This window comes from Salinivibrio sp. ML323, assembly GCF_001995745.1.
In the GTDB taxonomy this organism is placed as follows: Bacteria; Pseudomonadota; Gammaproteobacteria; order Enterobacterales; family Vibrionaceae; genus Salinivibrio; species Salinivibrio kushneri.
Genome location: NZ_MUES01000019.1, coordinates 1 through 14,318 on the forward strand (window position 1 = coordinate 1; position 14,318 = coordinate 14,318).

Genomic DNA, 14,318 nt, shown 5'->3' on the forward strand with positions numbered 1-14,318 from the left:
TTTCTTTCAACACTGAGTGATTGATATACAGTTAACAGCGTAGGGTACAGAGGTAAGATGTTCTATCTTTCAGACCTTTTGTTTCACGTTATTGGATTTGGCTGATTCAGCAGCCCCAGTCAGGATACTGACTGGGGCTTTTTTTATTGGCTAATCGTCAGCGCGAGGCGTCACCCTGCCACTGCCTTTTTATCGTTTGCTGACTCGCATTATTCCATTATTTTCAAAAAAATTAGAGCAATTACTTTAATTTTGCCTAAGGGCTTGGTTATAATGCGCACAGCTTCTTGTTCTTTATGTGTCTATAGGGTCTGATTGAGATCGCTTAAGCACAAAGATTCGCCGGCCCTCATATTGAGGGTCGGCTTTTTTTTATCTACGTCAGTGACAGGCAGGCTTTCCCCTTTAAAGCGGGTTAATCGGTTGGTTGTGCGTCGTCGGTAAGAGGAGAGGGATCTTGTTGATACCAGCCGTCTAGCTTGCGGCGTAATTTATCGACGCCCATGCCTTTGAGCGATGAGTACAACTCGACCTCAACATCGCCGCAAAAGGCCAGTGACGCTTCACGGATTTTCATCAGTTGCTGCTTACGTGCCCCTGATTTCAACTTATCGGCTTTGGTCAGTAGTACCAATACTGGCAAGTGAGACTCTACCGCCCAGTAAATCAGTTGCTGATCCAAGTCTTTCATCGGATGACGAATATCCATCAACACCACTAATCCGCCAAGTTGATCACGTTTTTGTAAATATTCTCCCAGTGAACGCTGCCACTTCTCTTTCATTTCCAAAGGGACTTGGGCATAACCATAACCGGGTAGGTCGACAATATGACAACCTTCGTCCACCTTAAAGAGGTTAATTAATTGTGTGCGCCCGGGTGTCTTACTGGTCTTTGCTAGGCTCTTTTGGTCACAAAGACGGTTAAGGGAGCTAGACTTACCGGCGTTGGAACGGCCAGCAAACGCAATCTCGATCCCCGTATTATCAGGAAGATGGCGAATGTCGGGTGCGCTGGTAACAAACTGGGTGTTACGGTAATTAAGTGATTGCTCCACTGTTAACTCCGTCTCGTCTTGGTGTAGTAGACTGATTACTTTTGTGTGAATTTGTGTAAAATAACCGTGCTCGGTTTTTGATCGGTAATTGTACCATGACGGTAACTAAGTAGTGGTACTGGAAGCTTGATAATTATAAACGGAATGTCATGAAGAAATTAGCGCTAATATTGACTCTCCTCGCCAGCACTTCAGTCTGGGCCCAAGGAGATGCTGAAGCGGGCAAAGCAAAATCCAATACCTGTGTCGCCTGTCACGGTGCTGACGGTAACAGTGTTTTGCCTGATTACCCAAACTTGGCGGGTCAGCACGCCAACTATCTAGAGAAACAACTGAAAGAATTTAAGCTCGGCGCGCAAAGCGGCGGTGAGCAAGGACGATATAACGCTGTAATGGCTGGCATGGTCGCGCCGCTTTCTGAGCAGGACATGGCAGACTTAGCGGCGTATTATGCAACCTTAACACCCAAGCCTGGTACCACGCCTGAAGGCGCAATCGAGGTAGGTCGCCAGCTCTACATGGCCGGTGATCCTGAGCGCGGTATTGCAGCCTGTACAGCCTGTCACGGTCCTCGCGGGAACGGCACCCCTTCTTCTGGTTTCCCGAAAATTTCTGGCCAGCCTGCGAAGTACCTAGCCAGTCAGTTGAAAATGTTCCGCGCCGGAGAGCGTCATAATGATATGAACAAAATGATGCGGTCGGTCGCGGCGAAACTGACGGACAAAGAAATTGACGCGCTGTCTAACTACTTAGGCGGGCTACACTAATAACCGAGCCGCTCTGCGAAAACGGTGGTGTGATAAACGCCGCCGTTTTTATCCCTCCCGTTTATTCGCCCTACCATCTCGCTAGGCTCGTGCTTTGACATCACACCACGCCGATAGCGATAACAGCCACCTCGTGTGTGAGAGATTGGCTATTTGCTAGCAAGAAAAACACGTTACTTTTTGAAAGATATATTTTTTATCTTCTTAAAATCAGTGCTTTACCTTCATTATCCATTTTCGCTTCTTATTTTATTTGGCGGTCATTCTAGGCAAGCGCGGTCACTGCGATATGCTATCACTATCAACAGGACGTTGGTCTTAAGGATAAGAGACTGAGCCAAGCAAGGCAGATGAGCACCAGGACGGTCTAACCACAGGATGTGGATGTTGCCAAGGTTGGCGCACAAGGATGACGTGACACAGGATGTGTAGTGGGTGTCGAGCGACAAGGGCGCAGGAAGCGACGGATAGGCAGGCATGCTACCCACAATGACAGGATGTTGATACTAAGACGCTAAGCGCCATTTATCAGGGATGAACCCAGTACCAGGACGGACACGATCCGCTTATTATCGCAAGCGCGATACGCGACAGGCTTTATGCCTGTCGCTTTTTTATTGACCCACTTTCTGCTACATTCGCGCCAGCCTTTGGCATAGATGAATGATATGCAGCACTGCCCTTTATGTGAGCACACAACAACCCATCTTTATCATACCGACAAACGCCGTGCGTACTTTCAATGCACGGATTGCGCGTTGGTATTTGTTGATCGCCAAACGCTGCTTGCGCCCGAGGACGAAAAGGCCATTTATGATTTGCACCAAAATCACCTGGAGGACCAAGGCTACCAGCGCTTTTTATCGCGTTTAGCCACACCCTTGCTGGCGCGATTGGCGGTGCCTGCGAGCGGGCTAGACTTTGGCTGTGGTCCAGGGCCCGTGTTGGCGAGTATGTTGCGAGACGCAGGGCATGATGTGGCCTGCTATGATCCCTTCTATGCGCCACAAACCGACGTACTGGATGAATGCTATGACTTTATTACCTGTACGGAGGCGATCGAGCATTTTTATTGGCCGAAGGCGCAGTGGCATCAATGGCTCTCAATGCTTAAACCGGGCGGCTATTTGGGGATTATGACCAAACTGGTTAAGGATCCAGATGCTTTTTCACGCTGGCACTATAAGAACGATCTGACTCACGTTAGCTTTTTTAGTCGCCATACGTTCCAGTTTTTAGCTCACCAAGCTGGCTTGGCGCTCACGTTTATTGGCAACGACGTAATTTTAATGAGGAAACCACAGACATGACGCGTAAAAAGAAAACGCGCCGCGTAGGATCGGAAGGCCCGGCGCAATACGTAGATAAAAACCAGAACGAGCAAGACCGCATTGCGCGAATGCTGAAAAAGCAGAAAAAGCGTAAGGGCAAGAAAGCCGGCTCGCGTCATTCAGAAGAAGACAACAAGCAAGTGCGTCGCAGCGGTGGTAAAAAAGACCCGCGCATTGGCAGTAAAAAGCCGATCCCATTGGGTACGGATGCAGAAAAACCGAAGCAACCCAAACTCACGCCAGAGCAAGAGCTTGCAAAGCTTGAGCAAGACCCACAACTGAACGTGTTGCTGGATCGCATCGAAAATGGTGAGAAGTTGGGCGCGGGCTTGCAAGCTTACGTGGATGAAAAGCTGGATCGGATTGAAGTGCTGATGGATAAACTGGGCCTGCTGACCGACGACAATGAGTTGAATGATGACGATGACCTGCTGGCTAAATTTGAGCAACAGGATGATTAACAAGGAGTAACTGGTGCAGGAGTGGATCTGGATATTGGCAGGACTTGGGGCGCTGATTATTTTGGCGTTGTCGGTGTATGCAGGCGTATTGCTGGCGAAGCTAAAGCGACAAACCAAATGGCAAGCCGAGATGAAAGAGGCAGCGATCAACCAACGCAATGATAAAATCATTGAGAGCGTTGATGTGATTGCGTTTGCCGCACTGCAGAATCAATGCGACTTGTCGGAGGCCGCGATCCGTCTTTACATGATCATGGATCACCTACAAGGCGATAAGCGGGTTGAGTTTGATAGCCGCTATCCGGCCTTGTTTGAATTGTATGAGGCGGTAAAAGATACCCCTCGTGGTGAGGCAAGAAAGGGGCTGAAAAAGAATGAGCGCATGCGACTCGACTTAGACCGAGCCAAACATGAAGCGCGTCTGGAAGAGGCAATAAAAGTGGAGCTCTCAGACATTCTTGCCTTTACTGGGGGTCGCCACATCCCTGATCATATCCTGACACACTGAGTGTGACTGCCTGGAAAGCAGCCGATAACAGCTGCTTTCCACTGTCATTTTGTCCCAATACCCTTATAATTATTAGGCGAAAATCGATCTCGCCGACACTTTCGCAACATCAGTGCGGGTAGTGCTAAACACCTGACTTAAGGCTGTGGCACACTAGACGCTGTTACTCCTTTCCTAAGCGCTTTTGCGGAATGTAAGCCATGTCATCACCACAAATCATTTGGGATCAAGCCCTTATCAATAAGTACAACTATTCAGGGCCCCGTTATACGTCGTACCCGACGGCACTCGAATTTCATGAGGCGTTTGCGCCCGCGGAATTTGATATGGCGTGTAGCCAGTATCCTGAGCGCCCGTTGTCGTTGTATGTGCATATCCCGTTTTGCCACAAACTTTGCTATTACTGTGGCTGCAATAAAGTGGTGACACGGCACCAGCATAAGGCGGATGAGTATCTGGATGCGCTTGAGCACGAGATCCGTCAGCGTGCATTTTTACTTGGCTCACGTCGTGTGACGCAACTGCATTGGGGCGGAGGCACCCCGACGTTTCTCACTAAAGCGCAAATTTCTCGCTTAATGCACTTGCTACGCCAAGAGTTCGACTTTGAAGACGAGGCTGAGATCAGCATCGAGGTCGATCCGCGCGAAATTCCACTCGATATGCTCGATCATCTCCGCGATGAAGGCTTCAATCGTATCAGTATTGGGGTGCAGGACTTTGATAAAAAAGTGCAACAGCTGGTGAACCGAGAGCAAGATGAAGACTTTATTCACGCCTTGGTTGAACGTGCCCGCGAACTGGGCTTCCGCTCCACCAATCTCGATTTGATTTATGGCTTGCCCAGCCAATCGCCAGAGGGGTTTGCCAATACGCTTGAGCAAGTCCTTACCATGCGTCCGGGTCGACTCTCAGTGTTTAATTACGCGCATTTGCCCAACTTGTTCGCGGCGCAGCGCAAAATCAAAGAAGAGGATTTACCCTCACCGGACGCCAAGCTCACCATGTTGCAAGACACCATCAATACGTTGACGGGGGCTGGCTATCAGTTTATCGGCATGGATCATTTTGCTCTGCCTGATGATGAGCTGGCGGTGGCGCAGCGTGAAGGGCGTTTACATCGCAACTTCCAAGGCTATACCACCCAAGGTGACTGTGATCTGCTCGGGCTCGGGGTGTCGGCGATTTCGATGATTGGTGATTGTTACGCGCAGAATCAAAAAGAGATGAAAGCGTATTATCAGCAAGTGGATGCCGAGCGCCATGCCCTATTCAAAGGCGTGATGCTTGAGCCGGATGATCGCATTCGTCGTGATGTGATTAAAGCGCTGATGTGTAATTTCACCCTAGAGAAAGCGGACATTGCGACACGTTACCAGATAGATTTTGATCAGTATTTTGCTGAGGATCTGGCGTTACTACAGTGCTTTATCGATGATGACTTGGTCCGGGTGACTGATAAAACGATTTCAGTGACCAAAACGGGCCGTATGCTGATCCGCAATATCTGTATGAGCTTTGATGTTTATTTGCGAGATAGAGCGCGTCAGCAACAGTTTTCGCGGGTGATTTAACCTAAAAAAACCGCCAAATGGCGGCTTTTTACGGCGTGAGGCTCGCGTGGAGTGGCGCGACGACGACCTAGCGTGTTGCCGCGTGGGCTTTCAGTGCGGCTTTCTCACTATCAGACAAGAAAGCAATCGAAAGGCCATTTTCTTGCAATGTGGTGATTTGCGCCGACGTTAAGCCCGCGGCAGGGGCAGCGACTTCATATTCATAGGGTAATTCAATCCCTTCCACGGCTGGATCGTCAGTATTTAACGAGGCCAGAATGTCATGGTCGAGGAATTGACGCACCGGGTGCTGCGCGAGATCAGCAATGGTGCTGGTTTGGATGTTTGACGTCAGGCAAGTTTCGATACCTATCTGGTGTTTCGCCAAGTAATCCATCAGCGCTGGATCCTCAATTGCTTTAACTCCATGTCCGATTCGGGTGGCGCCGAGTTCGTTGATTRCTTGCCACATACTGGCGGCGCCAGCGGCTTCGCCAGCGTGCACGGTCACTTGCAGGTCGCTGGCCCGCACTTTGGCAAAGTGCTCGGTGAATTGGTCACCCGGTTGGCCCAGCTCATCACCGGCCAGATCGATGGCCACTAAGTGTGATTTCTGTGTCAGTAGTGCATCCAGCTCGGCCATACAGGCTTTTGTGCCGAAGGTACGGCTCATGATGCCAATCAAGTTGGTTTTCACGCCAAAGTCGCGGCTACCCGCCTGTACACCATCGACCACGGCTTCGACCACGCCTTCTAGTGGTAATTGGTGCTTCAGCGCCATGTAGTAGGGCGAAAAGCGCAGCTCGGCATAATCAATTTGCGCGTTTAAGGCATCTTCTACGTTTTCGTAGGCGACGCGGCGAACGGCATCTAAATCCCCTAATACGGCTACGCCCCAATCGAGCTTAGACAGGAACGCCACTAAATCGGGTTCGTTCTTGACCACCTGCACATGTGGGCGCAGTGACTCGATATCGGTAGCGGGTAGTGGCATCGCAAATTTTTGCCCTAGCGCCAAAATGGTCTCGATACGAATATTGCCGTCCAAGTGACGGTGCAAATCTGTCACGGGTAAGTCTTTTGTTATCATCATCGGTTCCCAGCAGGTGAGTTGGGGCTCAGTATAGCGAGTGACTCTCTTATCGTCAGTAGTCAGTGTGTCGATGGCGTGACAGCTATCGCGTGGGGAGCTTATCCGTTACCCGTTCTGTTGGTTGTTCCGCCAAGGGGAGGGGTTTAGCAAACAAGAAGCCTTGTGCAAAGTGGCAACCAATGTCACGTAGCCGTTCGGCTTCTTCCTGGGTTTCTATGCCCTCGGCCACCAGGTGCACATCCATACCGCGTGTCATGGCAACCACGGCTTCAATGATGCGCTGGTTAGTGCTGTTTTCGGTCATCGAGTGAACGAAGCTGCGATCAATCTTAAGGCTGTCAAACGCCATTTGGTGAAGGTATGCCAACGATGAATAGCCGGTACCAAAGTCATCGATAGCAATTTTAATTCCCAGCGCGCGGATTTTGGTTAACCCTGAGGTCGCCAAGTGCTCATGACTCATCAGCTGTGACTCAGTGATCTCCAAGGTTAAATTCTCCGCTGGCAGTTGGGTACGATCCAGCACGCTTTGCAGTTTGTCGATAAAGTCGGCCGACAGTAGCTGACGTGCGGATAAATTCACGTGCAGCTGATAATTGGCTGGCCACAAGCCTTTTTGAATCTGCGCCACGGTGTCATAAGCGGCTTGCTCGAGTACCTGCATGCCGATTTGATTGATCAAGCCACTTTGCTCGGCGACGGGAATAAAATCGGCCGGGGAGACCATGCCACGCGTAGGGTGGCGCCAGCGCACCAAGGCTTCCGCGCCGCAGAAGCGGCCATCAAGCAAGCGGACAAAGGGTTGGTAAAACACCTCAAATTGATGATGCTGTACGGCGTGATGAAGCTCGAGGAGGAGCCTTGATTGCTCTTGAATCCGTGCCTGCATATTGGCTTCAAAGTACACATACATCGCTGTTTCACTGCGTTTGGCTTCGCTCAATGCGAGACCGGCGTGATCAAGGCCTTCGTAAATGGCATCGCCAAAGGTGTAGCCAAAGACGACCCCCGCACACGCGTCGACCAAAACATCATCGTTGCCAATGGTGACAGGGCGCTTAAACAAACTCAGCAACTGATCGACCAATGCCTCTGATTGCGTGCGGTTGGTGGTATTGGGCGCGAGAACGGCGAACTCATCGCCACGCACGCGTGCCAGTAGCATCCCAGAGCCATCGGAGAGGGCGCTGAGTCGATCGGCGATCGCGCATAAAAGCGTGTCCCCGCCTTCTTGTCCAAGGCTATCATTAATGTTGCGAAAGCCGTTGATCCCCAAAATCACCAAGGTATTGGGGGCGTGATAGCGCAAGCCAGCAGCCTGTTCAATCAAGCCTTCACGCGTATAGAGTTGCGTGAGGTTATCTTGACGGACTTGTTGGCGCAGTGCATTGAACGACTGCTGTAACTTGACCGACATGTTGTTAAATGCTTCTTTGAGTATCGAGATTTCCCGCAGGCTTGCGGGCGTATTGATGCGGTAAGTCAAGTTGCCCGATGCCAGTTTGGCTGCCGCTTCAGCGGTGTCTCTCAATGGGCGAGTCAGTTGGCGTATAATGAAATACACCACCGCAAGCCCGATCAGTGCCATGGTTACCACCAGATAAATGCTGATCTCTTGCTGGCTTAGCAGGTTTTTTAACAGTAGCTGGTCGGGCAGTGCGACCACTACATACCATTGATGCTGAAAGGGAGCGGGCATCGCCACTTGTTTAATGGTGCCATAAAAATGGCCCTTGTCGGCAATATTGAAACTAAAGGGCTTGCCTAAACGGCCGGGTTCGGGCGGCCACGCGTTTGCGACCTGACTAATGGTATTATCGAGGACTGGGTTATGGCTAATATCGGGAAAATGCAAGATATTGCTGGGGCTCTCTTGGCCACTGTGGGCGATCATCCGACCCTCATCGTCGACAATAAATAATGCCCCCCCAAGTTTTTGTTGCCGCTCACTTAAGAAGCGATTAAACGCATTGAGCTTGATGTCGCTGGCGACCACGCCCCACACATTATCGTCGACCATTACCGGGGCAATCGCCGATAAGGAGACTTCGCCGACTTCATCGGCATCACGGTAAATGTCGGTCCAGCGCGGCTGCTCGCGATTGAAAGCAGGAATGTACCATGGTCGGATGCGTGGATCGTAGTGGTTGTCTTGATAAATGACGTTAGCGTTTGGCGTGCGGCCATCAAAAATACGCAGCGTACCCTGGGTCGCGTCACTTTGCTCCATCAAGATATACTGACCAGCTTGGCTTTTACGATAGCCAAAATACTCGCCCTCGGCATCGACGCCAATGCTTAATACCTGCATGTAAGGCATGGCTTGGTAGAGGGAGGTGTAGCTATTGAGAAGATAATCACGCAGCCCTGCGTCAGTCATTGGCGCATCGCCAAGCCGGGCGGCTAGGCTGTCGGCGACAAAGATGTTGGCATTAAAGGGGTGAGCAAGATACTGGCGCAAGTCTCGCTCAATACCGACGGAGTAGTCTTCGAGTAATAACTTGCCGACAAATTGCGAGCTGGCGCGATAGTGGTTGTTGATGGTAATAATGATCACGACCAGCGTGAGTGTTAGGACGAGAAACACGGGAAGCATCACGGCAGCGCGTATTGACAATGGGCGTACGTTTCTCATCAGGACAACAACTTTACTCTTATAAAAAAAACAACACGATTGTTGGATTTTACCTCAATCTCTTTACTTAAATTTAGCAGAGGTTCAAAGAGTGTCAGTTTCAATAATGAGTTACGACTCAATATTTAGCTCTTTGAGTTTACGTGTCAGGGTATTACGCCCCCACCCTAAAATTTTAGCTGCCTCTTGTTTGTGACCATGCGTGTGCTTGAGCGCCGATTGTAACAAGATGCGTTCAACACTGGGGAGCGCTTGTTGCAAAATACCATGTTGTCCTTGTGTTATCGCATCTTGCGCCCAATGCGTGAGAGCCTGCTGCCAATCATGGGCTTCATTGTCGGTCATAGCGCTGGGCTGGTTGAGCAGCTCCCTTGGGAGATCGGAGGGCAGCACCTCCTTACTGCTGGCCATCACGGTCAGCCAGCGGCAGGTGTTTTCTAGCTGGCGGACGTTACCCGGCCAAGGTAACTGGCTCATCATGGTTTCTGTGTCTGGGTGGAGTTGCTTGGCTTCGACATCTAGCTCTTTGGCCGCGCGGGCAAGAAAATGCTGACACAGCTGGGGAATATCTTGGCGCCTGTCTTTGAGTGAGGGTAGATGAACGCGGATCACGTTCAAGCGGTGAAACAAGTCGTCTCGGAAACTGCCTTCTGTCACCAAGCGTTCAAGATCTTGGTGGGTCGCAGCGATAATGCGCACATCCACATCGACCGCCGCGTGACCGCCGACCCGATAGAATTGACCATCCGCCAGCACACGCAGTAAACGCGTTTGCACATCCAATGGCATATCGCCAATTTCATCCAAAAAGAGGGTGCCGCCATTGGCTTGCTCAAAGCGTCCTTGCCTGACCGCATTGGCCCCCGTAAACGCCCCTTTTTCATGACCAAACAGCTCAGATTCAATCAAATCTTTGGGAATGGCGGCCATATTCAGAGCGATAAAGGCTTGATTGGTCCGCGGACTATGACGATGTAGCGCTTGGGCGACCAGCTCCTTACCTGTACCCGACTCACCATTGATTAATACCGAAATCGAGGAGCGTGACAGCCGGCCAATGGCGCGAAACACTTCTTGCATCGCGGGAGCCTCGCCGATGATCTCGGGTGTCTGTGTTTGCGGCTGTCGTGACGTTTGTTGCTTTTGCTGCTCTTTATAGTGGGCCAGCGCGCGCTCAACCAGGGCCAGCGCTTCATCAATATCGAACGGCTTGGGCAGGTATTCAAACGCGCCTTTTTGGTAGGCGTTGACCGCGGCATCTAAATCCGAGTGCGCGGTCATGATGATCACGGGTAAGTCAGGATGTTGCTCATGTACCGCTTTTAGCAGCGCCAGCCCATCGCTACCTGGCATGCGAATATCGGAGACCAACACATCAGGGCGACGTTCATGCAGGGCACTGAGTACATTTTCAGCATTGCTAAACGTATCGCAGGTGAGGCCGGCAGCACTGAGGGTGCGCTCCATCACCCAACGAATAGAGCTGTCATCATCAACAATCCAAATGGTCCCTTTACTCATGTGGCGTGTCCTTTTCTATGATTGGCAATTGGATGGTGAAGCAGGTATGGCCTGGCCAGCTATTCACGTCAATTTTCCCTTGATGCTGATCGATTAAATGATGAGTGATGGCGAGTCCAAGCCCATTGCCGTCAGCCTTGCTGGTGACCATGGGGTAGAACAAGGTGTCTTGCAGATGCGGCGCGATCCCGGGCCCATTATCGATGATTTCAATTTGCGCGACCACCCGGTGACGCTCGCCATGGATCACGGTTTGAAAGCCCGTGCGCGTGCGCAAGGTGAGCCGCGCGTTTGGCTGACCACTTATCGCATCCGCCGCATTAGTGGCGACGTTGAGAATCGCTTGCTCCAGCTGCTCAGGATCCATCTCAAAATCAGGTAAGCTGGGATCATAATCGCGAATGATCTGGATGCCTTCGTGGTTATCGAGGCTGATCAATTGGCGGACTTTTTCCAATACCACGTGAATATTTTGTCGTTGGCGCAACCCAGGACGCTGTGGTCCCAGTAAACGGTCGACTAAGTTTCGCAATCGGTCGGCTTGCTCGATAATAATTTGCGTATATTCCGCTAAGCTCGCATCAGGCAGCATCTTTTCTAGCAGCTGTGCCGCGCCGCGTAAGCCGCCAAGAGGGTTTTTTATTTCATGCGCCAAGCCGCGTACCAACTCTTTTGCCGCTTGTTGTTGTGCTTTTTGGGTCAGCTCCTTACTGATCCTTTGCTGTTGGCTGACCACATTCACTTCCAGTAGCAGCCGCCCTTCGTCCTCTTGATCAAATAGCGGACTGGCACTGAGTTGTACCTTTTGTGGCTGACCGTCCACCACCCAGGTCACATCACTGTCCGTCAAGCTCTGCCCCGCCCGTGTGGTGTTGGCAATTTGTGCCCAGTCGACGCTGGCGTGCTGAATTTGCTCGGTGAGCGGCCGCGTCAGCAAGCGCCTGGCACTTTGATGCATCAGCTGCTCGGCGGCCGCGTTGACGTACTGAATACGCCATTGGCTATCCACCACAATAATGGCGGTGAGGAGGTGGTCGAACAGTTGAGCGGGTGCCATCCGTGTTGCGTCCTTGTTTGCACTGATTTGGTGCATTGAGTGTAATCGAGATCCTTGCTTGATGCAGCTTGCACTGCTGGGTTTGTGAATGCATCGGCGTTGTCGTGGGTTAATCATGCGCGCGATGTGGCTGATTCACGTGGGCGCGATGCAAATACACCTGATGTTCAGAGGACGATGCAATTATCTTGYCGTTTTTTAAAACGCGCACTTTAAAGCGATGGGTGCCTCTGTCTACCGGGCCGAGGTGCCATTGCAGTGTGAGCTGTGAGGCGCTGCGCGTTTGCTCAGGGTGAGCCTGAACGGGTTGACCGTCCATCACCAGCTGCACGTGGTCGCTTGGGGAAGCCGCCGGGGCCAGAATGGCTTTTACGGAAACCTTGCCGGGGTTGCTGCGCAACGTCGCGCCATCACTGGGGTGAACCAGTGTGATCGTCACGTTTGATTGATGTGTGGGCGTGGGGGGTGTCTGCGGCGGTTGCGTTAACGGTGGCGATACCGGCGAGGGCGCGTAATGGCGCACTTGGTGGGGCGCGTTGGGAGGCTGATCACTAATATGCCATTGTCCGTTTTGATCCTGCCATTGGTAAACCGTGCCAGCCTGGCAGGTGACAGTGAGGCCGAGCACGATAATGGTTAGCCAGCGCATCGCTTCCCCTTTTTTATCTGCAGATAGTGGCAATGATAAGCGAGATGGCGCGGGTAAAAAGCACAAAAAAGCCCACCTGCGAGGTGGGCTACAATTTGGGTTGTTTGCGCGCTTATACCGAGTAGTACAGCTCGAATTCCACGGGATGGGTGGTCATTTGGATACGCTCAACATCTTCGCCCTTCAGCGCGATGTAAGAGTCAATGAAGTCATCCGAGAACACACCACCAGCGGTTAGGAACTCGCGGTCATCGTCAAGGGCCTGTAGTGCCTCTTTAAGGGACTCCGCGACGGTTGGGATTTCCGCTGCTTCTTCTGCAGGCAAGTCGTACAAGTCTTTATCCATGGCATCGCCAGGGTGGATCTTGTTTTTAATCCCGTCGAGGCCAGCCATTAGCATGGCGGCGAAGCAGAGATACGGGTTGGCCGTTGGATCGGCAAAGCGCAGCTCAATACGGCGAGCTTTCGGGCTCGGCACCACTGGGATACGGATTGATGCTGAGCGGTTACGTGCCGAGTAAGCCAACATAACCGGCGCTTCAAAGCCTGGGACCAGACGCTTATACGAGTTGGTTGAGGCGTTGGCGAAGGCGTTGATCGCACGTGCGTGTTTGATGACACCGCCAATATAATACAGCGCGGTTTCAGACAAGCCGCCATATTTATCACCGGCAAACAGGTTTTGCCCATCTTTGGCAAGCGACTGGTGGACGTGCATCCCTGAGCCGTTGTCACCAACCAGTGGCTTAGGCATAAAGGTTGCCGTTTTACCAAAGGCGTGCGCAACGTTATGCACCACGTATTTGTAGATTTGGATTTCGTCGGCTTTGGTGGTCAAGGTGTTGAAACGGGTAGCAATTTCATTCTGACCTGCTGTCGCCACCTCGTGGTGGTGCGCTTCAACTACTAGGCCCATTTCTTCCATCACTAATGACATGGCAGAGCGGATGTCTTGTGATGAGTCAACGGGGGCAACCGGGAAGTAGCCGCCTTTTACGCCTGGACGGTGACCTTTGTTTCCCCCTTCGAGGGCGGTACCTGAGTTCCAGCTTGCCTCGACGTCGTCAATTTTATAGAACGAGCCGGCCATATCGGTGGCAAATTTAACGTCATCGAATAAGAAGAACTCTGGTTCAGGACCGATCAATACGGTGTCGGCGATGCCAGATGCGCGCATGTAATCTTCTGCACGTTTAGCAATCGAGCGAGGATCGCGGTCGTAGCCTTGCATGGTTGAGGGCTCGAGAATGTCACAACGGATATTCAGGGTGCTTTCCTCGGTAAAGGGGTCAAGCACGGCCGAACTGGCGTCTGGCATCATCACCATGTCTGATTCATTAATGCCTTTCCAGCCCGCAACCGATGAGCCATCAAACATTTTGCCTTCTTCAAAGAAGTCATCATCAATTTGATGCGAGGGAATAGAAACATGTTGCTCTTTACCTTTGGTATCGGTAAAGCGCAGGTCGATGAATTTCACCTCGTTTTCTTGGATCAGTGCGAGCACGTTTTCTACTGACATGTGAAATAACCTCCGGTGTCAAATTGAGTAAATAGCGCGTTGGCTCCTTGCTGCATGACAAAGCGAAAACCGTGCCAACAATTTTAAACCGCGCCAAACGGCGTTTAACGCGATAAAATCGTGTGCAGCCTTGTTCAAAAGCGTGCAGTTTGCACCATTATGGT

General features: G+C 51.5%; 13 protein-coding genes. 6 read left to right on the forward strand and 7 right to left on the reverse strand.

Annotation, left to right across the window (positions count from 1 at the left end; all coding sequences use genetic code 11):
- The first annotated feature begins 57 nt into the window (after positions 1-57).
- The gene (locus BZG13_RS15670; protein WP_438616993.1) at positions 58-105 is read left to right on the forward strand and encodes a hypothetical protein; all 48 of its coding nucleotides are present in this window, start codon (positions 58-60) and stop codon (positions 103-105) included.
- Positions 106-415: 310 nt separating this feature from the next.
- On the opposite strand, the gene yihA is transcribed toward BZG13_RS15670, so the two are convergent.
- Positions 416-1,057: a ribosome biogenesis GTP-binding protein YihA/YsxC gene (gene yihA, locus BZG13_RS10955; RefSeq protein ID WP_077486651.1), complete on the reverse strand. Its 642-nt coding sequence runs from the start codon at positions 1,055-1,057 to the stop codon at positions 416-418.
- A gap of 149 nt (positions 1,058-1,206) precedes the next feature.
- Here yihA and BZG13_RS10960 point away from each other — a divergent pair, with 149 nt between their 5' ends.
- The 5 genes from BZG13_RS10960 (at position 1,207) to hemN (ending at position 5,698) form a co-directional block, all read left to right on the forward strand.
- The gene (locus BZG13_RS10960; protein ID WP_077457399.1) at positions 1,207-1,824 is read left to right on the forward strand and encodes a c-type cytochrome; all 618 of its coding nucleotides are present in this window, start codon (positions 1,207-1,209) and stop codon (positions 1,822-1,824) included.
- Between the two features lie 668 nt (positions 1,825-2,492).
- Positions 2,493-3,134 carry a class I SAM-dependent methyltransferase gene (locus BZG13_RS10965; protein WP_077486652.1) on the forward strand — a complete coding sequence of 214 codons (642 nt, stop codon included), beginning with the start codon at positions 2,493-2,495 and terminating at the stop codon, positions 3,132-3,134.
- Entirely contained in the window at positions 3,131-3,616 is a 486-nt protein-coding gene (gene yihI, locus BZG13_RS10970; protein ID WP_069360786.1) for a Der GTPase-activating protein YihI, read from the forward strand. Before BZG13_RS10965 ends, yihI begins: the two co-directional genes overlap by 4 nt.
- A 13-nt stretch (positions 3,617-3,629) precedes the next feature.
- A complete protein-coding gene (locus BZG13_RS10975) occupies positions 3,630-4,124 on the forward strand; it encodes a DUF2489 domain-containing protein (RefSeq protein WP_198935521.1) in 495 nt (164 codons plus the stop codon).
- A 200-nt stretch (positions 4,125-4,324) separates the two neighbouring features.
- On the forward strand, positions 4,325-5,698 hold the full coding sequence (gene hemN / locus BZG13_RS10980; RefSeq protein ID WP_069360788.1) for an oxygen-independent coproporphyrinogen III oxidase: 1,374 nt from the start codon (positions 4,325-4,327) through the stop codon (positions 5,696-5,698).
- Positions 5,699-5,765: 67 nt separating this feature from the next.
- Here the strand turns inward: hemN and add are convergent, their stop codons facing one another.
- The 6 genes from add to glnA form a co-directional block, all read right to left on the reverse strand.
- A complete protein-coding gene (add, locus tag BZG13_RS10985) occupies positions 5,766-6,767 on the reverse strand; it encodes an adenosine deaminase (protein ID WP_077486654.1) in 1,002 nt (333 codons plus the stop codon).
- Between the two features lie 85 nt (positions 6,768-6,852).
- A complete protein-coding gene (locus tag BZG13_RS10990) occupies positions 6,853-9,405 on the reverse strand; it encodes a bifunctional diguanylate cyclase/phosphodiesterase (RefSeq protein WP_077486655.1) in 2,553 nt (850 codons plus the stop codon).
- 111 nt (positions 9,406-9,516) lie between these two features.
- Positions 9,517-10,926 (reverse strand): nitrogen regulation protein NR(I), encoded by a 1,410-nt coding sequence (gene glnG, locus BZG13_RS10995; protein WP_077457389.1) that lies wholly within the window; start codon positions 10,924-10,926, stop codon positions 9,517-9,519.
- Positions 10,919-11,983 carry a nitrogen regulation protein NR(II) gene (gene glnL, locus BZG13_RS11000; protein WP_077457387.1) on the reverse strand — a complete coding sequence of 355 codons (1,065 nt, stop codon included), beginning with the start codon at positions 11,981-11,983 and terminating at the stop codon, positions 10,919-10,921. Before glnL ends, glnG begins: the two co-directional genes overlap by 8 nt.
- A gap of 109 nt (positions 11,984-12,092) precedes the next feature.
- A complete protein-coding gene (locus BZG13_RS11005) occupies positions 12,093-12,632 on the reverse strand; it encodes a DUF4124 domain-containing protein (protein ID WP_077486656.1) in 540 nt (179 codons plus the stop codon).
- A gap of 112 nt (positions 12,633-12,744) precedes the next feature.
- Positions 12,745-14,154 carry a glutamate--ammonia ligase gene (gene glnA, locus BZG13_RS11010; RefSeq protein WP_069360794.1) on the reverse strand — a complete coding sequence of 470 codons (1,410 nt, stop codon included), beginning with the start codon at positions 14,152-14,154 and terminating at the stop codon, positions 12,745-12,747.
- Positions 14,155-14,318: the final 164 nt, after the last annotated feature.